This window comes from Streptomyces sp. Mut1, assembly GCF_030719295.1.
In the GTDB taxonomy this organism is placed as follows: domain Bacteria; phylum Actinomycetota; class Actinomycetes; order Streptomycetales; family Streptomycetaceae; genus Streptomyces; species Streptomyces castrisilvae.
The window spans coordinates 6,620,832-6,639,811 of sequence record NZ_CP120997.1 but is presented as its reverse complement, the minus strand read 5'-3'; the positions used below and the strand labels follow the sequence as shown (position 1 = coordinate 6,639,811).

The following is an 18,980-nucleotide window of genomic DNA, read 5'->3' as shown; positions in this document are numbered from 1 at the left end:
AGAGGAACCCATCGTGACCGCTCTCGCCCAGCCGCCCGCCACCACCGCCATCGTCCCCGTCCGGGAGCCCGGCAAGCCGGCGATCGTCCACACGCCGGAGTTCGCCACCATGGCGGAGGCCACCGCCTGGCTGACCGCCCATCGGCCCGCGATCCAGGCGGAGCTGCACCGGTCCGGGGCGGTCATGCTGCGCGGCCTGCCGGTGACGGACGCGGCGACGTTCGCCTCGGCGCGTGACGCGCTCGTCGCGGAGCGGGCCGGCTACAAGGAGAAAGCGACCCCGCGCACCGACTTCGGGGAGGGTGTGTTCTCCTCCACGGACCTGCCGGCCGTCCAGCCGATCCGGCTGCACAACGAGAACAGCTACACCCTCGACTTCCCCGGCGTGCTGCTCTTCGGCTGCGTCACCGCCCCCGAGACGGGCGGCGCCACCACCGTGGGTGACATGCGCGCCGCCCTGGCCATGCTGCCGCCGGAGCTGACCGCGCGGTTCGCGGAGGCGGGCTGGCTGCTGGTGCGCAACTACTCCGACCTGGCGGGCATGCCGTGGCGCAAGGCGTTCTCCTCGGACGAGCCGGCGGGTGCCGAGGAGTACTGCGACGCGCACGCCATCGGCTACGAGTGGCTGGACGAGGACACGCTGCGTACCCGTCAGCGCCGGTCGGCGATCATCACGCACCCGGTGACCGGTGAGCGGTCCTGGTTCAACCACTTCGCGTTCTGGAACGCCCGCACCCTCGACGAGGACGTCCGCGAGGTGCTGGTCGACACCTTCGGTGCGGACGGGCTGCCGTTCAACACCTACCTCGGTGACGGCACCGCCCTCACCGACGCCGAGGTGGACGCAGTCAACGAGGTGTACCAGGCGGTGACCGTACGGGAGAGCTGGCAGGCCGGCGACCTGATGCTGGTCGACAACATCCTCTGCGCGCACGGCCGCGAGGCGTTCACGGGTGACCGGAAGATCCTCGTCGCCATGGGTGAGCCGGTGCCGCTGTCCGACTGCTCCCCGGCCTCCGCCCCCTCCACCACCCTGTACGGAAAGTGAGCCCCGCCATGACCGCCGTACTCCCCGAGCGCGTCGCCGCCGCCCCCGGCCCGAAGGCCGTGTCCGCCCACCAGGCCGGCTGCCCCTGCGCCGCGTGCGCACGGGCCGGGACCGGCGCGGCCGACCTGATGGCCCGGCTCGCGGCCGTGCCGGGTGACCGCACCGCCGTCGTCGCCGGCGACCAGGAGCTGAGCTTCGGCCGGCTCCGCGAGCGGGCCTCGGCGTTCGCCGCCGGGCTGGCCGGGCTCGGCGCCGGGCCGGAGAGCGTCGTCGCGCTGTGCCTTCCGCGCGGCGCCGGCCTGGTCACCGCGATCATCGGCACCCTCACGGCGGGCGCCGCCTACCTGCCGGTCGACCCGGCGCTGCCCGAGGAGCGGCGCCGCCTGCTCATCGAGGACTCGGGCGCCGACCTCGTGGTCACCGACGGCAACGGCCCGGCCCTCCCCGGCCCCCGCGCGGTCACCGTCGGCGAACTGACGGCCTCCCGGGACGGGGCGGCCACCGCCTACGCGCCGGTGCCGGTCGGCCCCGACACGCTCGCCTACGTCATCTACACCTCCGGCTCCACCGGCCGGCCCAAGGGCGTGGAGATCGGGCGCGGCGCGGCCTCCCTGCTGCTGCGTGAACTGGAGGACGCGGGCGCGGCGCGCGGCGAGGGCCGGCGGGTCGGCTGGAACGCCTCGCCCTCGTTCGACGCGTCGGTCCAGCAGTGGGTGCGGCTGTCGCGCGGCGACACGCTGGTGATGATCGACGAGGAGACCCGCCGCGACCCGGCCCTGCTGGCCGCCTTCATCGACGAGCGGGGCCTCACCGATCTCGACATCACCCCGTCGCACGCCGAGCCGCTGCTCGACCTGCTCACCCCGGACGGCGGCCCCCGCCCGCTGACCCTGCTCGTCGGCGGCGAGGCGATCGGCCCGGCGCTGTGGGACCGGCTGGCCGCCGCCCACCGCTCCGGTCTGCTGCGCGCGGTGAACGTGTACGGGCCCACCGAGTGCACCGTCGACGCCACCGCCGGCTGGATCGAGGAGCCGGGCGAGCCGCACATCGGTGCCGTGCTCCCGGGGCTGCGGATGCGGCTGCTGGACGAGCGGCTGTCGCCGGTCTCCCCCGGTGAGGCGGGCGAACTGTATCTGGCGGGGCCCCGGGTCGCCCGCGGCTACCGTCGCAGCCCCTCCCTGACGGCCCAGCGGTTCGTCGCGGACCCGTTCGGCGCGCCCGGCGAGCGGATGTACCGCACCGGGGACCGCTGCCGGCTGCTGGCGGACGGCCGGCTCGTCCACCTGGGCCGGCTCGACGGGCAGGTGAAGCTGCGCGGTCACCGCATCGAGGTGCAGGAGATCGAGGCCGCCCTCACCCGGGCCGGCGGCGCCGCCGAAGCGGCCGTGGTCCTGGGCGAGGACGCCGGGGGCAGCCCGTGCCTGATCGCCTATCACCGGGGCGGGGACGCCGAAGCGCTGCGTACCGCCGTGGCGGCCGCACTGCCGGCGTACATGACGCCGTCCGCGTTCGTCGCCGTCGACCGGTTCGCGACCACCCCCAGCGGCAAGCTCGACCGCTCCGCGCTGCCGGCCAGGATCGAGGCGGCCGGACCCGCCGGGGCGTCGCCCGAGGGCGACGGCGTCGAGGGGCGGGCCGAGGAACTGATCGCCCGGGTGTGGGCGCAGGTCCTGGGCGCGGCGTCGATCGGCCCCGACGACAACTTCTTCAAGCTCGGCGGGCACTCGCTGCTCGCCATCAAGCTGGTCTCCCGCGTACGGGCGGAACTCTCCGTGGCCCTGCCGGTGAAGGCGGTCTACGCCAACCCCAGGCTGCGCGACCTCGCCTCCCACATCGAGGAGTTGCTGGCCGCCAAGGATGGCTGAGCCGCGCCCGGCCCCCGCCACCGGCCCGTTGACCCGCCCGCCCCCGTCCTTCCCGAGGAGCAGCAACCGTGATCCCCCTCTCGTACGCGCAGCACCGGCTGTGGTTCCTGAACCGCCTCGAAGGCGCGTCGGCCGCCTACAACGCGCCCGTCGTGCTGCGGCTCGACGCGATGCCCGACCGGCCGGCCCTGGAGGCGGCGGTGCGTGACGTGGTGGAGCGCCACGAGGTGCTCCGTACGGTCTACCGGTCCGTGGACGGGGAGCCGTACCAGCACATCGTCGGCGATCCCGGCGTGCGGCTGGAGACCGAGGAGTGCGCCCCCGGCGACGAGGTGGACGCGCGGGTCACCGCCTTCGTGCGCCACCCCTTCGACGTCACCCGTGACCTGCCGCTGCGGGCCCGGTTGTTCACCGTGGGCGACGGGACCGCCGTGCTGGTCCTGCTCGTGCACCACATCGCCACCGACGGCTGGTCCGTCGGCTGCCTGCTCAACGACCTCGACCGGGCCTACCGGGCCCGGACCGAGGGCCGCGCCCCCGGATGGGAACCACTGCCCGTCCAGTACGCGGACTACGCGCTGTGGCAGCGGGACATGCTCGGAGACCCCGGCGATCCCGACAGCACGGCCCATGAACAGCTCGCCCACTGGCGGGCGGCGCTGGACGGCGTACCGGCCGCGACCCGGCTGCCCGCCGACCGCCCGCGCCCCGTCGAGCCCAGCCACCGGGGCGCCCTGGTCACCACCCGCCTCGGTGCCGACGCCCACAAGGCGCTCGCCGGCACCGCCCGCGCCCACCGCGCCACGTTCTTCATGACCGCGCGGGCGGCCCTCTGTGCCGCCCTGCGGGCGGCCGGGGCGCAGGCGGACGTGGTGGTGGGGACGCCGGTCGCGGGCCGGCCCGAGGAGGATCTGCACGACCTCGTCGGATTCTTCGTCAACTCCCTCGCGCTGCGCGCCGATCTGTCCGCCGACCCGGACCTCGGCACGCTCCTGGACCAGGTCCGCGAACGGGACCTGGCCGCCATGTCCCACGAGGACCTGCCGTTCGACCTGCTGGTCGAGGATCTCGACCCGGAACGGTCGCTCGGACTGCACCCCTTCTTCCAGGTGATGCTGACCACGCAGACCGCACAGGACACCACCTGCCGGCTCGGTGCCGTATCCGGCACCCTGGACGCCGCGGACCTGGCCACCGCCAAGTTCGACCTCAGCTTCAACTGTGCCGAGACGTACCGCCCCGACGGCGAACCCGACGGGATACTGCTCGGCCTCCAGTACGCGACCGACCTGTACGACGAGGAGACCGCGCACCTGCTCCTCGCCCTGTTCCAACGGGCGTTGACCGCCTACGCCGAGCAGCCGGCCGGCACACCGCTGAGCCGGACCGGTCTGCTCTCCGCCTCGGAACGCGAGGCCCTCGACCGCCGCCACGAGGCCCTGACCCGGGCCGAGCAGCGGAGCGCCGCCACCCCGGGCGATCCGCGGGACGGCAAGGACGCGCGCACCCGCTCGGCGGCCGATCCCCGCGAGGAGATCCTTCGCGGCCTGTTCGCCGAGGTCCTGGGGCGCGACGAGGCGGGGCCCGACGACAGCTTCTTCAAGCTGGGCGGGCACTCCCTGCTCGCCGGGAAGCTCACCAACCGCATCCGCAAGGCGCTGGGCGTCCAGGCCGCCATCCGCGATGTCTTCCTGGCCCCCACCCCGGCCCGGCTGCTGCGCCGGCTGGACGAGCAGGGCGAAGCGGCCGTACGGCCGCCGCTGCGTCCGGTGCCCGCCGCCCTGCGGCCGACCCGGCTCCCGCTCTCCGCGGCGCAGCAACGGCTCTGGTTCGTAGGCCAGTTGGAAGGTCCGAGCGCCACCTACAACATCCCGGTGGTGACCCGGCTGCGCCGCCCGGTCGGCCGGGCCGCCTTCGCCGCCGCCCTCGGCGATGTCGTACGCCGGCACGAGGTGCTGCGCACGCTGCACAGGTCGGCGGACGGGGAGCCGTACCAGGAGGTGCTCGGTCACGCCGAGCCGGTGCTGGAGATGGTGCGGACGGACGGGCCGGAGGAGTTGCGCGCCGCCGTGGACGCGGCGGCCGGTCATGTCTTCGACCTCGCCGCCGAGATCCCCTTCCGGGCCTGGCTCCTGGAGGACAGCGGCGGCGACCAGGTGATGGTCCTGCTGGTGCACCACATCGCCGGGGACGGCTGGTCCACCGGCTGCCTCCTCGCCGATCTCGCCGCCGCCTACGCGGCCCGCGCCGAGGGCCGGGCCCCCGGGTGGCAGCCGCTTCCCGTCCAGTACGCCGACTACACCCTCTGGCAGCACGAACTGCTCGACGGTGAGCAGGGCGTCGCCGCCGAGCAGCTCGCGTACTGGCGCACCGCGCTCGACGGGATGCCGCCGCTGCTCGCGCTGCCCACCGACCGGCCGCGCGGCCCCGAGCCGGACGGCCGGGGCGCGCTCGCCCCGTTCGAGGTGAGCGCCGAGACCCACCGGGCGCTGCTGGGGTGTGCGCGGCGCGGCGGGGTCACCCTGTTCATGGTGGTGCAGGCCGCGCTCGCCGCCCTGCTCAGCCGGCACGGCGCGGGCGACGACCTGGCGATCGGGACCACGGTCGCCGGCCGGGCCGACGAGGCGCTGCATCCGCTCGTCGGGTTCTTCGTCAACACGCTGGTGCTGCGCACCGACACCTCGGGCGACCCCGCCTTCACGGAGCTGGTGCGCCGGGTCCGCGACACGGGCCTGGCCGCGTACAGCCACCAGGACCTGCCGTTCGACCGGCTGGTCGAGCACCTGAGCCCGCACCGGTCGACCGCGCACGCCCCGCTCGTGCAGGTGATGCTCCAGGTGCACGCGGCGGAGGCGGGCGGGGCGTCGGCCGCCCCGTCGGCGCTGGACGGCGAGCCGCTGGCCTTCCGGGGCGCCGGCGCCAAGTCGGACCTCACCTTCGCGCTCACCGAGACCGTCGGCCCCGACGGGTCGCGGACCGGGCTGCGGGGCGTCCTGGAGTACGCCACCGCGCTGTACGACGCGGACACCGCCCGCCTGCTGACGCGGCGCCTCGCCGAGACCCTCGACGCGTTCGCCGCCGACCCCGAAGCACCGCTCTCCGCGCTGCGGTTGGGTCCGGCCGCGTCCGGTGACGGCGGCCGGGAGGCCGTCCTCGACGCACAGGGGCGCCGCACCCCCGTCCGCGTGCCGGGCGAGGTGCACGAGCCGGCCGCCGGCGGCGGGCTGCGGGCCACGGGGCGGCGCGCCTACCGGGACGCGGACGGCGCTCTGCGGCCCGTCGCCACGCAGACCGTCAACGGCTACCCGGTCGAGCCCGGCCATGTCGAGGGCGTCCTGACCCGGCACCCGGCGGTGACCGGCGCGCGCGCCCTCGTCCGCGAAGGACGGCTGCTCGCCCTCGTCACCTGCGCCCCGGGCACGCCGCCCGCCGAGAGCGCGCTGCGCGCCTGGGCGGCCGAGCGGCTCCCCGAGTACCTGGCGCCGGCCCGGGTGGTGCGGACGGCCTGGCTGCCGGGACCCGGCGAGGACCCGGCCGTCCTTCCGGAGGAGGACGCGCCCGCGCCGAGGCCGGGTACCGATGGCCGGCTGCTGGGTCTCTTCCGCGATGTGCTGGGCGGCCGGGACATCGGGGCGGACGACAACTTCTTCAAGTCCGGGGGCCATTCGCTGCTGGCGGTGCGGTTGCTGAACCGCATCCGCAGCGAGTTCGGGCAGGACCTCACCCTGCGCGACGTGTTCCGCAATCCGACGGCGGCCACCCTCTCGCAGCGTCTGGCCGGTGCCGTCGCCGACGGGATCGAGCCGGAGAGCGCCGGGCCGGCACCGAAGCTGCGCCGCCGCACCCGGGCGGGCGCCCGCCGGGGCTGACGGCGGGGCTGACGGGGGGCGGGGGCGCGGAGCGGCAGCTCCGCGCCCCCGCTTTCTGCCGCTCGGAGCTGCCGGGCCGACTGCCGTGGGGGGAGGTCCTGGGCCCCTAGCGTGAAGGCACGGAGGCGAGAGGAACCGTTCGCCCCGGTCTCTCGCCTCGACAGAAGGAAAGCCCAGGATGCCCCCCATCGGAACGGAAGACCTGCTGGACGGCGGTCCCTCTCCCTCGCCCGCCCCTCCGGTGCTCGATCTCATCGCCCACCAGGCGCGTACCCGGCCCGACGCGGTTGCCCTGGTCCACGACGACACCCGCCTGACGTACGGCGGGCTCGCCGGCGCCGTGCGGGAGCGGGCCCGCGCGCTGGCCGCCGAAGGGGCCGCACCGGGGCGCCTGGTGGCCCTGCACCGGCCGCGCGGGATCGACGCCGTCGTCGGTCTCCTCGCCGTCCTCGCCACGGGTGCCGCCTACCTTCCGCTCGACATCCAGGCCCCCGACGCCCGGAACGAGGCCATCCTCAAGGCGGGCTGCGGCGACCTGGCGCCCACGCCCGCCGAGGTGGCCCGCGGCGGCGAACTCGTCCTGCCCGGCCCCGGCGCACCGGCCGGCGCCGCCTACGTCATCTACACGTCCGGGTCGACCGGCACCCCCAACGGCGTGGTCGTCGCCCACGACTCGCTCGCGCACTTCATCGCGGGCGCCACCCCCGCGTACGGCATCGGCCCCGACTCCCGTGTCCTGCAGTTCTCGCCGCTGCACTTCGACGCCAGCGTGCAGGAGGTGTTCGCCACCCTCGGCGCCGGCGGCACCCTGGTCCTGCGCACGGACGACATGCTGGACGTACGCGATCTGCTCGCCGGCTGCGCACGCCACGGGATCACCCTGCTCGACCTGCCGGCCGCCTACTGGCACGAGCTGGTCCACGTCCTGACCACCGGCTCGGTCCGGCTGCCCGACTGCCTGGACACGGTGATCATCTACGGGGAGGCGGCGCTGCCCGAGCGGGTCGCCCAGTGGCGGGAGCTGACCGGGGAGCGGGTGCGGCTGCTCAACGCGTACGGGCCGACCGAGACCACGGTGGTCGCCACGGTCGCCGACCTCACCCGCCACGCCGGGGGGCCCGTCCCCATCGGCCGGCCGCTGCCCGGGGTCCGCGCCGCCGTGGTCTCCGGTGAGCTGTGGCTGCTCGGCGGCGGCCTGTCCCGGGGCTACCTGAACAACCCGGAGCTGAACGCCCGCCGCTTCACGGAGCTCGACGGCGAGCGCGCCTACCGCACCGGGGACCTGGTGGAGATCGGCGGGGACCGGCAGATCCTCTACCACGGCCGGCTCGACGACGAGGTGAAGATCGGCGGGCAGCGCATCGACCCGGCCGCCGTCGACTCCGTCCTGTCCGGTCACCCCAAGGTCCGCGAGGCCGCCGTCGTCGCCCAGCCGGACCCCGACGGCGTCAAACGGCTCGTCGCGTTCGTCGTCACCGAGGGCGGTGTCGGCGCCGAGGAACTGCGCGCCCTGGTCCGCGAGCGCATGCCCGCCGCCGCTGTGCCGGCCGCTGTCGGCATCGTCGCCGCCCTGCCCCGTACCAGCTCCGGGAAGATCAACCGCAAGGCGCTGCGGACCACCGACCCGCGCCTGCCGGTCGTCCACGAGGAGCCGCTGCCCGCCGACGACCGGGTGCCGCTCTCCCACGCGCAGCGGCGGCTGTGGCTGCTCGACCAGCTCGACGGCCCGTCCTGCGCGTACAACATGCCGATCGTGCTGGAGCTGGACGGTGTGCCGGACCGTGCGGCGCTGGCCGCCGCCGTCACCGACCTCGTGGAGCGCCACGAGGTGCTGCGTACGGTCTTCCTCGCCCCGGAGGAGGAGCCCTACCAGCACGTCCTGGCCCCGACCGTGGTGCGCGCCCGGACCGTCGGGTGCCCGGTCGCTGAACTGCGGGACCGGGTGGCGGAGTTCACGGCCGAGACCTTCGACCTGTCGCGGGAACTTCCGCTGCGGGTCGCGCTGTTCGTGCCCGAGGGCGAGGCGGGTGACGGTCCGGCGGCCGTGCTGGCGGTGCTGCTCCACCATGTGGCGGGCGACGGCTGGTCCCTGGCCCCGCTGATGAACGACCTGGCCGCCGCCTACGCCGCCCGTGCCGACGGCCGTACGCCCGAGCAGGAGCCGCTTCCCGTCCAGTACGCCGACTACACCCTCTGGCAGAACGAGGTCCTCGGCACCTTTGACGACCCGGAAGCGGCGGTCTCGCACGGCCTCGCCCACTGGCGCGACGCGCTCGCCGGGCTGCCCCCGGTCACCGACCTGCCGCTGGACCGCCCCCGTCCCGCCGTGCCGGACCACCGCGGCGGCCTGGTCACCACCCGCCTCGGGCCGGCGGCGCACACCCGCCTGGCCCGGCTCGCCGACGCACACGGCGCGAGCATGCTGATGGTCCTTCAGGCGGCCCTCGCGCTGGCCCTGCGCGCGGCAGGCTGCGGGGACCGGGTGGCCCTCGGGACCCCGGTGGCGGGCCGGGACGACGAAGCGCTCGGCGCCCTGGTCGGGTTCTTCGTCAACACCCTGGTCCTGCCGACCGACACCTCCGGCGACCCGGCGTTCACCGAGCTGCTGGAACGGGTACGCGACACCGACCTCGCCGCCTACACCCACCAGGGCCTCCCCTTCGACCTCCTGGTGGAGCACCTGAACCCGCCGCGCACGCCCGGGGTGCACCCGCTCTTCCAGACGATGCTCACGCTGCGCACCGCCGCCCCCGCCGGCGCCCCCTTCGCCTTCGGCGGCCTGACCGGCCGGTTCACGGCGGACGCCCCCGCGACGACCAAGTTCGACCTCACGGCCGCGTGCGTGGAGCACCGGGAGGCCGACGGCACCCCCGCCGGTCTGGAACTCGGTCTGGAGTACGCGCGCGACGTCCTCGACGAGGAGACCGCGCGCCTTCTCCTGGGCGCCCTGGAACGGGCCCTGCGGACGGCCGCCGACCGGCCCGCCGCACCCGTCACCGACACGGCGCTGCTCGGGGCCGACGAGCGCGGGTCCCTGGACGAGCGGCGTACGCGCACCGCGGCTCTCGCCGCCCGGCAGGCCGCCGACGCCGGGGCGGCCGCACCCACCGGGGACGGGGCGGACGCGGAGCACGTCGACACCCTGCGGGAGATGTTCGCGGAGATCCTGGGCATCGACCGGGTCGGCCCGCACGAGGGGTTCTTCACGATCGGCGGGCACTCCATGAGCGGGGTGCGCCTCGCCAACCGCATCCGGGCCCGCCTGGGGGCCGACGTCCATGTGCGCGATCTGCTGCTCGCCCCGACCCCGGCCGCCCTCGCCCGCCGCATCGCGGACGCACGGGCCGCCGAGGGCGCGGACCCCGGTGCGCCGCCCGCGCTCACCGCCCGCACCGACCGGCCCGACCGGCTCCCGCTCTCCTTCGCGCAGCGCCGGCTCTGGTTCATCGACGCGCTCGAAGGGCCCAGCGCCTCCTACAACATCCCGCTGGTGCTGCGCCCGGCCGTGCCCCTGGACGCCGATGTCCTCGCCCGCGCGCTCGCCGACCTGGCGTCGCGCCACGAGGTGCTGCGTACCCGCTACCGGTCGGTCGACGGGGAGCCGCACCAGGAGGTCCTGGCCGCCGCGCGGCCCGTGCTCGATGTCCGCACCGTGCCGGCCGAGGGGTTCCGGGCCGCCGTGGCGTCGGCCGCCGGTCATGTCTTCGACCTGGCCGAGGAGATCCCGCTGCGGGCGGCCCTGCTCACCCCGGACGACGGCGGCGGCCAGATGCTCGTCCTGCTCGTCCACCACATCGCCGCCGACGGCTGGTCGACCGGTCCGCTCCTGGCCGACCTCACCACCGCCTACGCCGCCCGCGCCGAGGGCCGCGTACCGGGGTGGCGGCCGCTTCCCGTCCAGTACGCCGACTACACGCTGTGGCAGCGGGAGCTGCTGGACGGACCGGCGGCGCGGGACCACCTGGCCTTCTGGGAGCGGGCTCTCGCCGGCGCCCCGCCCGTCCTCGAACTGCCCGCCGCCCGGCCGCGCCCCGCCGAGGCCACCCACCGCGGCGGCCACGCGCCGCTCACCGTCGACGCCGCCACCCACCGGGCGCTGGAGGAGCTGGCCCGGCGCAGCGGTGCCACGCTGCTCATGGTGGTGCAGGCCGCCCTGGCCGCCGTCCTCACCCGGCACGGCGCCGGCACCGATCTGCCGCTGGCGACCATGACGGCGGGCCGCGACGACGAGGCCCTGAGCGATCTGGTCGGCTTCTTCGTCAACACGCTCGTCCTGCGCACCGACACCTCCGGCGACCCGGCGTTCACCGAGCTGCTGGAACGGGTACGCGACACCGACCTCGCCGCCTACGCCCACCAGGGCCTGCCCTTCGACCGGATCGTCGAACACCTCAACCCGGTCCGCTCCACCGCCCACCACCCGCTGGCCCAGTTCGTCGTACAGCTCCACCACGACTACACCGCGCCCGCCGCCGAAGGGCCGGTGCTGCGCGCCGAGCCGGCCCCCCTGGAGTCCCTGTCCACCAAGTTCGACCTCACCCTCGCCCTGACGGAGCGGCTGGACGAGGCGGGGCGGCCGGCCGGTCTGGCGGGCGGACTCGAATACGCCACCGACCTGTTCGACACCGGGACGGCCGCCCTGCTCGCCGCGCACATCGAGCGGTTGCTGCGCGCCGCCGCGGCCGACCCGGGGGTACGGATCGGCGCGGTGGACCTGCTCACCGACGGTGAACGGTTCCGGCTGGTCGCGGAGTACAACGACACGGCGACCGTGACGCGCGACCGGGCCACCGTCCACGAGGCCATCGCCCGCCGGGCCGCGCTCACCCCGGAACTGCCCGCCCTGATCACCGACGGGGAGACCGTCGGCTACGGCGAACTCGACGCCCGTGCCGGCGCGCTGGCCGCCCGGCTGCGAGCGGCGGGGGTGCGCCGGGGCGACACCGTGGGGGTGCTGCTGGAGCGCGGGGTGGGGCTGGTGGTGACGGCGCTAGCCGTCCTCAAGTGCGGCGCCGCCTACCTTCCGCTGGACCCGGCGCTGCCCGCGGCCCGCGTCCGGCTGATGACCGAGGACGCGGGGGCACGGCTCGTCGCCACGGTCGCCGGGCACGCACAGGCGGCGGCACGGCCTGGGGGCCCGCCGGTCCTCCTGGTCGACGCGCCCGCCCAGCGGGCCGCGACGGCGGGGGACGCGGACGTGGCGGCAGGCGGGGACGACCTGATGTACGTGATGTTCACGTCCGGGTCGACCGGGCGCCCCAAGGGTGTCGGCGTCACCCACCGCAACGTGACGGAACTCGCCGCCGACCGCGACACGGCGGCGGGCGGTCCCCGGCGGATGCTGGTCCACTCCGCGACCGGGTTCGACGCGTCCGTCTTCGAGATGTGGGTGCCGCTCCTGAACGGCGGCAGCCTGGTGATCATGCCGGGCGACGGCACCGACCTCGCCGAGACCGGCCGTACGGTCCGGGAGCACGGCGTCACCGCCGCCTACTTCACCGTGGGCCTGTTCCATGTGATGGCCGACGAGGCGCTGGACACGCTCCGGCTGCTGCGCGAGGTGTGGACGGGCGGCGACGTCGCCGCACCCGCCGCCGCCCAACGGGTCCTGACGCACTGCCCGGACACCGTCCTGGTCCACTCCTACGGCCCCACCGAGACGACGTTCGCCTCCCACAACCAGTGGCTCACCGGCGGCCGGAGCGCCCTGGACGGAGCGGGGCTGCATCTGGGCCGGCCGATGGACAACACCCGCAGCCACGTCCTGGACGAGGCGCTGCGGCCCGTCGCCCCGGGGGTGCCCGGCGAGCTGTACATCGCCGGCTCGCACGTGGCGCGCGGCTACATCGGGCGCCCCGACCTGACCGCCGAACGGTTCGTGCCCGACCCGTTCGAGGCGGACGGCAGCCGCATGTACCGCACGGGCGACCGTGCGGTGTGGACGCCCGGGGGCGAACTGCGGTTCCTGGGAAGGGCGGACGGGCAGATCAAGCTGCGCGGTGTGCGGATCGAGCCCGGCGAGGTGGAGCACGCGCTCGCCGCCCACCCCGCTGTCGGCCAGGCCCTCGCCGTGGTCCGGGAGGACCGGCCGGGCGAGCGGAGCCTCGTCGGTTACGTGGTGCCGCGCGCCGGGAGCGCGGTCACCGAGGCGGAACTGCTCACCCTGGCCCGTGCGGCGCTCCCCGGGCATCTGGTGCCGTCGGCGGTCGTCGTCCTGGACGCCCTGCCGCTGACCGTCAACGGCAAGCCGGACCGCCGGGCGCTGCCCGCGCCGGACCGGCCGGCCGTGTCCCACCGGGCGCCGCGCAATGCCCGGGAGGAGGTGCTGTGCGGGCTGTTCGCGGAGATCCTGGGCGTGCCGGCGGTCGGTCTCGACGACAACTTCTTCGCGCTGGGCGGTCACTCGCTGCTCGGTGTGCGCCTGGTCAGCCGGGTGCGGTCGGTGCTGGGCGTCGACCGGTCCGTCCGCGACCTGTTCCGCTCGCCCACCCCGGCCGGGCTGCTCGGCTCGCACGACCACGACGGCACGGCCGGTGCCATGGGCGTCCTGCTCCCGCTGAGCGCCCGTGGTGCGCGGCGCCCGCTGTTCTGCGTGCACCCCGGCACCGGGGTCGGCTGGTCCTACGCCGGTCTCGCCCGCCATCTCGGCGACGACCAGCCGCTGTACGCCCTCCAGGCGCGCGCGCTCAGTGAGCCCGGCCACCGTCCGCGCACCGTCGAGGAGATGGCCGACGACTACCTGGAGCACATCCGGCAGGTCCAGCCCTGGGGCCCCTACCGGCTGCTCGGCTGGTCCTTCGGCGGGATCGTCGCCCACACCATGGCCGTACGGCTGCGCGCGGCCGGTCAGCGGGTCGAGCTGCTGGCGCTGATGGACGTGCACCAGACCGGACCGGGCAGCGTGTCGGTCCTGCCGCCCGAGGAGCGGCCGGCCTCCGGGACACTCCCCGAGGAGGACCTGCCGGCGGCGGTGGAGCGCGTACGCCGTGAGGACCCCGTGCTCGGCGGCTTCAGCACCGAGGAGATCCGGGCCGTGCTGCGCGCCTCGGAGACCCACGCGGCCCTCATGGCCCGGCACACCCCCGGCGTCGCCGAGACGGACGCGGTCTTCTTCACGGCCCGCAGGCCCGGCGAACCGGAAGGCGCGCTGGCCGCCACCTGGAATCCGTTCCTGGACGGAATGGTCGAGAACCACACCGTGGAATCGAGTCATCTGCGGATGGCCGAGGAAGAACCTCTCGCACACATCGGAAGAATCATCGCGGAGAAACTCTCCGCACTGCAGGACAAGAGCCTGCGGGAAAACGAAACGAGGAGTTATTCATGAGCGACACCGTGAACCCCTTCGACAATTCCGAGGGCTCCTTCCACGTCGTGGTGAACGACGAGGGCCAGCACGCCCTGTGGCCGGACTTCGCCGATATCCCGGCCGGCTGGACCAGCGTGTGGGGGGCGGGTGACCGCTCCGCGGCGCTGGAGTACATCACCGCCAACTGGACCGACATCCGCCCCCGGAGCCTGGTCGCCCAGTACGCCTGACGCCCTCCCCCACCCTGTGCCGTGCCCCGCAGCTCCTGCGGGGCGCGGCCTTTTCGTATGCCTCGGAGCGGAATCCGAAAAGGGTGGACGGACTGGGCCGGAAAAGGTTTCCGGACCCTGATCCCGGGTGAATTGCCGGCCGGAAACTGCCGCCCGTTACTGCCGCTCGACTTCCGCCCGTGAACCGTCCGGAAAAATATGATCGAAGGCATGAAGATACTCCTGAGCGGAACTGCTTCGGACTCCCACACCTGGAACCTCGTGTATCTCGGGCTGTTCCTGGAGGAGCGGGGACACGACGTCGTCGCGCTGGGCCCCTGTGTGAGTCCCGGTCTGCTCACGGCCGCCTGTCGCCGGCATGCCCCCGACGTGGTCGTGCTCAGCAGCGTCAACGGCCATGGTTACCGGGACGCGCTCGCCGCGGTGCGCCGGCTGCGCGCCGAGCCGGATCTCGCCGCCCTGCCGGTGGCCGTCGGCGGCAAGCTCGGCGTCGCGGGCCGTTCCGGGGAGGCCGGCGCGGACCGGTTGCGCGAGGCGGGCTGCGATGCCGTGCTCGGTGACGGCGCCGGCGATCTGGAGACCCTGTGCGCCTTCCTCTCGGCCCGTGCCCGGGTGGTGGCATGAGCAGCGCCCCGCGCCCGTTCGGCGCGTTCGTCGCGGACTCGGCCGCCGCCGGCCGGCTGGTCGTCCAGCCCCGCATGGGCTTCGGCGATCCGGGCGCCATGCGCACCGGCCTGGAGCGGACCAGGGCCGCCACCGCCACGACCGTCGGCACCCTCACCATCGACAGCTACACCCGCGTCGGTGATCTCGCCGGGGCGCGCGGCGCGCTCGACGAGGGCACCCGGCTCAACGGCTACCCCATCGCCACCCACCCCCTCGCCGTCACCCGCGCCCTGCTCGACGGCCTGCACGACGCCGACTTCCCCGTCCAGGTCCGCCACGGCTCCGCCCGTCCGCAGCCCATCGTCCGGGCCCTGGTCGCGGCCGGTCTCGACGCGACCGAGGGCGGGCCCGTCTCCTACTGCCTGCCCTACGGCCGCACCCCGCTGCGGGAGTCCGTCGCGGCCTGGGCCGAGGGCTGCGAGCTGCTCGCCGCGAGCGCGCGCCCCGGCTCCGTCCCGCATCTGGAGAGCTTCGGCGGCTGCCTGCTCGGCCAGCTCTGCCCGCCCGCCCTGCTCGTCGCGATGAGCGTGCTGGAGTGCCTGTTCTTCGCCCAGCACGGCCTGCGCAGCGTCTCGTTGAGCTACGCGCAGCAGACCGACCCGGGCCAGGACGAGGAGGCCGTACGGGCGCTGCGCCGGCTGGCCGGTGAACTGCTGCCGGCGGGCGTGGACCACCATGTCGTCCTCTACACATACATGGGCGTCTACCCGCGTACCGAGCACGGCGCGACCCGCCTGCTCGAAGCGTCCGCCCGGCTCGCCGTGCGGTCCGGGGCGCAGCGGCTCCTCGTCAAGACGACCGCCGAGTCCCGCCGTATCCCCACCGTCGACGAGAACGTCCGCGCGCTGGAGACCGCCGCGGCGGCCGCCGCGCTCGCCGGACCGCCGCCCGCCCCGGCGGTCCGCGCGTGCGGGGGCGAGGTCTACGCGCAGGCCCGCGCCCTGGTGGAGGCCGTCCTCGGCCTGCACTCCGATCTGGCCCGCGCCCTGCCGGCCGCCTTCGCCCGCGGGCTGCTCGACGTGCCGTTCTGCCTGCACCCCGACAACGCCGGGCGTTCCCGCAGCGTCATCGGCGCCGACGGGCGGCTGCGCTGGTCGGACACCGGGGCGATGCCGATCCGCCCCGACGCCCCGGCCGACTCCGCGCGGCTCACGGCGGACGGCCTGCTCACCGCACTCCACCACATGGCCGTCCGCTACGACCGCGAGCCGTCCGGCCCCGTGGCCGCCCGGCCGCCCGACCGCCTGACGACCCGCCCGACCGCCTGACCACCTCCCCGGCCCCACCCCACCCCACCCCCGGCCACCGTCACGAACAGGAGCCCGTCATGGACCACACCCCGCAGCCCGGCCCCGCCCTGCCGCCCCCGCTCGGCGAACACCTGCGCTCCCCGCAGCTGCGCGCCGCCATGCTCGTCCAGCAGGAGGCCCTCCAGGCGGCCCGCGACCACCTGCGGCGGGAGGGCTTCACCGAGCTGCTGCCGCCCCTCGTCGGACCGGTCACCGACCCGGGCGGCCGGGGTGCCAAGGCCCTTGACGTCGACTACTACGGCCGCCCGTACAAGCTGATGACCAGCGCCATCCTCTACAAGCAGGCGTCCCTGCACGGCTTCCCGAAGCTGTTCTACATCGCGCCCAACGTGCGGGTGGAGCCGGAGGAGACCGCCACCACCGGGCGCCATCTGGTCGAGTTCCACCAGATCGACGTCGAGATGGCCGGCGCCCGCCGCGAGGACGTGCAGGAGATCGCCGCCGGGCTGCTCACCCACGTCGCCGAGCACGTGTGGAGCGCCGTCCCGGACATCCTCACCGGACTCGGGCGTCTGGAGGCCGACTTCGCGGACATCCGCAGCGGCAAGTACGACGTGTGCACCCATCAGGAGGCCATCTCGCGCCTGCTCGCCATCGGTCATCCGCAGAGCCCGGACAGTGAGATCGACTGGACCGGTGAACGGCTGCTCTCCCTGGAGAGCGACCGCCCGTTCTTCGTCAACGACTACCCCAAGGGCTCGCGCGGCTTCTACGACCGCGAGGACCCCGAGCGCCCGGGTGTGCTGCGCAACTTCGACCTCATCGCCCCGCACGGCTACGGCGAGCTGGTCTCCGGCAGCGAGCGCGAGTCGGATTACGCGACGATCGTCACCCGGATGCGGGAGAGCGGCGAGAACCCCGCCAAGTACGCCTGGTATCTGAAGGAGGCGCGCGAGGGCATCCCGGCCAGCGCCGGATTCGGCATGGGTCTTCAGCGCCTGGTCCGCTTCCTGACCGGGCTCGACTCCCTGTGGCAGGTCAGCGCCTACCCGAAGCTCCCCGGGGTGGTGGCCCCGTGAGCGCCCTCACCGCGCCCGGCTTCCCGGAACGGCAGATCCGCGCCCGCGCCCGGCGCGGCACCGCCGAGGTCTTCCCCGCCGCCGGCTCGTACGGCGCCGAACTCTTCGGGCCCGGCGCCGGCGACCGCGCCGACGCCCTGGACCGGGCCCGCATCGCCCCGCCCGTCTTCATGCCCGAGCGGCTCGAAAAGCTCATCGAACTGGCCCGCGAGCCCGAGTCCGGCGATGTCGACCTGACCACCCGGACCGGCGGCTTCGGCGCCTCGCTGCCGCTGTACCTGTCGGCGTTCGGGTCCACCCGGGCCGGCAGCGGCGACCTCGCCGTCCACGCGTCCCGCCAGGCAGGGCGGCTCGGCATCCCCATGGTCATCGGGGAGAACATGGTGCCCGTGCACGGCTACCGGCGCGGCGGGGAGGCCACCCGCTCCGCCCTGCTGGACCGCATCGACGCCTACCTCGAAGCCGCGCCCGAGGGTGTCGGCGGGATCGTCGTCCAGCAGTCGACCGAGGACGCCGACTCCGAGGTCTGGAACCTCCTCTACAGCGACCCCGCCACCCGTCCGCTGCTCGAATCCGGGCGTCTGGCCTTCGAGTTGAAGACCGGTCAGGGCGCCAAACCGGGTCTCGGCGGCATGACCGTCGTCGCGGGCGCGGAGGCGGAGCAGCTGGCCGGCCGGTTCACGGTCACCGAGGTGTTCGGCGCGGACGACGACCGCCGGCTGCGCTGTGCCACGCCCGGCACCTTCACCGACGAGATCCTGCGCCAGCAGCTGCGCTTCATGCGGAACAACTTCCCCAAGGCCCGGACCTGGGTGAAGTTCCATCCGGGGCGTGACATCGGGGACGCCGCCCGCACCGCCTGGGCCGCCGGGGCCGACGCCGTCACCGTGGACGGTGCGGAGGGCGGCACCGGCTGGGCGCCCCGCGTCTTCCTCGACCAGGTCGGCCTGCCGCTCGCCGAGTGCCTGCGCCGGATCGGCCGCCCCGAGGGCTGCCTGCTCGCGAGCGGCGGCATGTGGGAGGGCGGCCGTGCCGTGCGCGCCCTCGCCCTCGGCGCCCGCGCCGTCGGCCTGGGGCGCGCCGCTCTGGTCGCCGTGGACGAGGACCCGGAACACGGCCTGGAGCGCCTCGTCGAGAGCGTCGCCCTCGAACTGCGCCTGCTGATCGGCGCACTGGGCAAGTACACCGTCACCGCGCTGGGCCCCGAGGACCTCTGGTGGCCCGACAGCCCCGACGCCGGGAGTTCCCCGCTCGGCTCCGCCCAGCCCGCCGTCGGAGCGGCGCCGTGACCGGGCGCCCGTACCGCCGGCGCGGCCGCGGCGTCCAGGCCCGTTTCCTGGTACGGGAGTTGCCCGGCATCACCGTGACCGCGGCCGAGGACGGTGTGCGGGACGCGGAGCGCCGGGGCTCCCTGGCCGACACGGCCCGCCGCGCCGCCGAACGCGCCCTCGCCGAGGCGGGCCGGGGCTACCTCGGCGGCCGTCTGGAACTGCGCGCCCACGGTGGCGGGGCACGCGGCCGGGACTCCCTGCACCGCGCCGCCGGCCGCGCCGCCGCCCTGGCCGTCACCGCGACGCTGCGCGGCGACGACACCCAGGTCAGCGTCCGCGCCACCCGCCACTTCCGCTGAACCGCCCACATCGAGCCCCCTCCCCCAGGAAGCC

General features: G+C 75.1%; 10 protein-coding genes. All 10 read left to right on the top strand.

What is annotated here, in order from left to right; translation table 11 throughout:
* Positions 1-13 precede the first annotated feature (13 nt).
* The 10 genes from P8A18_RS28875 to P8A18_RS28830 all read left to right on the top strand — a co-directional run bounded on the left by P8A18_RS28875 (position 14) and on the right by P8A18_RS28830 (position 18,946).
* Entirely contained in the window at positions 14-1,048 is a 1,035-nt protein-coding gene (locus tag P8A18_RS28875) for a TauD/TfdA family dioxygenase (protein WP_306059205.1), read from the top strand.
* A gap of 8 nt (positions 1,049-1,056) precedes the next feature.
* Positions 1,057-2,913 (top strand): non-ribosomal peptide synthetase, encoded by a 1,857-nt coding sequence (locus tag P8A18_RS28870; RefSeq protein ID WP_306059203.1) that lies wholly within the window; start codon positions 1,057-1,059, stop codon positions 2,911-2,913.
* A 68-nt stretch (positions 2,914-2,981) separates the two neighbouring features.
* Positions 2,982-6,782, top strand: a complete 3,801-nt coding sequence (locus P8A18_RS28865) for a condensation domain-containing protein (protein WP_306059201.1) — start codon at positions 2,982-2,984, stop codon at positions 6,780-6,782.
* A gap of 178 nt (positions 6,783-6,960) precedes the next feature.
* Positions 6,961-14,109 carry a non-ribosomal peptide synthetase gene (locus P8A18_RS28860; protein ID WP_306059199.1) on the top strand — a complete coding sequence of 2,383 codons (7,149 nt, stop codon included), beginning with the start codon at positions 6,961-6,963 and terminating at the stop codon, positions 14,107-14,109.
* Positions 14,106-14,321: an MbtH family protein gene (locus tag P8A18_RS28855; RefSeq protein ID WP_018554569.1), complete on the top strand. Its 216-nt coding sequence runs from the start codon at positions 14,106-14,108 to the stop codon at positions 14,319-14,321. Before P8A18_RS28860 ends, P8A18_RS28855 begins: the two co-directional genes overlap by 4 nt.
* A 210-nt stretch (positions 14,322-14,531) precedes the next feature.
* Positions 14,532-14,945, top strand: coding sequence for a cobalamin B12-binding domain-containing protein (locus P8A18_RS28850; protein ID WP_306059197.1), 414 nt, complete (start codon positions 14,532-14,534; stop codon positions 14,943-14,945).
* Positions 14,942-16,255, top strand: coding sequence for a methylaspartate mutase (locus P8A18_RS28845; RefSeq protein ID WP_306059195.1), 1,314 nt, complete (start codon positions 14,942-14,944; stop codon positions 16,253-16,255). Before P8A18_RS28850 ends, P8A18_RS28845 begins: the two co-directional genes overlap by 4 nt.
* 59 nt (positions 16,256-16,314) lie before the next feature.
* Positions 16,315-17,316 carry an asparagine synthetase A gene (locus tag P8A18_RS28840; RefSeq protein ID WP_306059193.1) on the top strand — a complete coding sequence of 334 codons (1,002 nt, stop codon included), beginning with the start codon at positions 16,315-16,317 and terminating at the stop codon, positions 17,314-17,316.
* Complete coding sequence (locus tag P8A18_RS28835; RefSeq protein ID WP_306059191.1) at positions 17,313-18,605, top strand: glutamate synthase-related protein; 1,293 nt, start codon at positions 17,313-17,315, stop codon at positions 18,603-18,605. The genes P8A18_RS28840 and P8A18_RS28835 overlap by 4 nt, the downstream gene beginning before the upstream one ends.
* Positions 18,602-18,946, top strand: coding sequence for a hypothetical protein (locus P8A18_RS28830; RefSeq protein ID WP_306059188.1), 345 nt, complete (start codon positions 18,602-18,604; stop codon positions 18,944-18,946). Before P8A18_RS28835 ends, P8A18_RS28830 begins: the two co-directional genes overlap by 4 nt.
* The last annotated feature ends 34 nt before the right edge of the window (positions 18,947-18,980 follow it).

Coding starts and splice junctions, on each gene's coding strand:
- P8A18_RS28855 (WP_018554569.1), top strand. CDS start 14,106: ATGAGCGACACCGTGAACCCCTTCGACAATTCCGAGGGCTCCTTCCAC.
- P8A18_RS28870 (WP_306059203.1), top strand. CDS start 1,057: ATGACCGCCGTACTCCCCGAGCGCGTCGCCGCCGCCCCCGGCCCGAAG.
- P8A18_RS28850 (WP_306059197.1), top strand. CDS start 14,532: ATGAAGATACTCCTGAGCGGAACTGCTTCGGACTCCCACACCTGGAAC.
- P8A18_RS28845 (WP_306059195.1), top strand. CDS start 14,942: ATGAGCAGCGCCCCGCGCCCGTTCGGCGCGTTCGTCGCGGACTCGGCC.
- P8A18_RS28860 (WP_306059199.1), top strand. CDS start 6,961: ATGCCCCCCATCGGAACGGAAGACCTGCTGGACGGCGGTCCCTCTCCC.
- P8A18_RS28840 (WP_306059193.1), top strand. CDS start 16,315: ATGGACCACACCCCGCAGCCCGGCCCCGCCCTGCCGCCCCCGCTCGGC.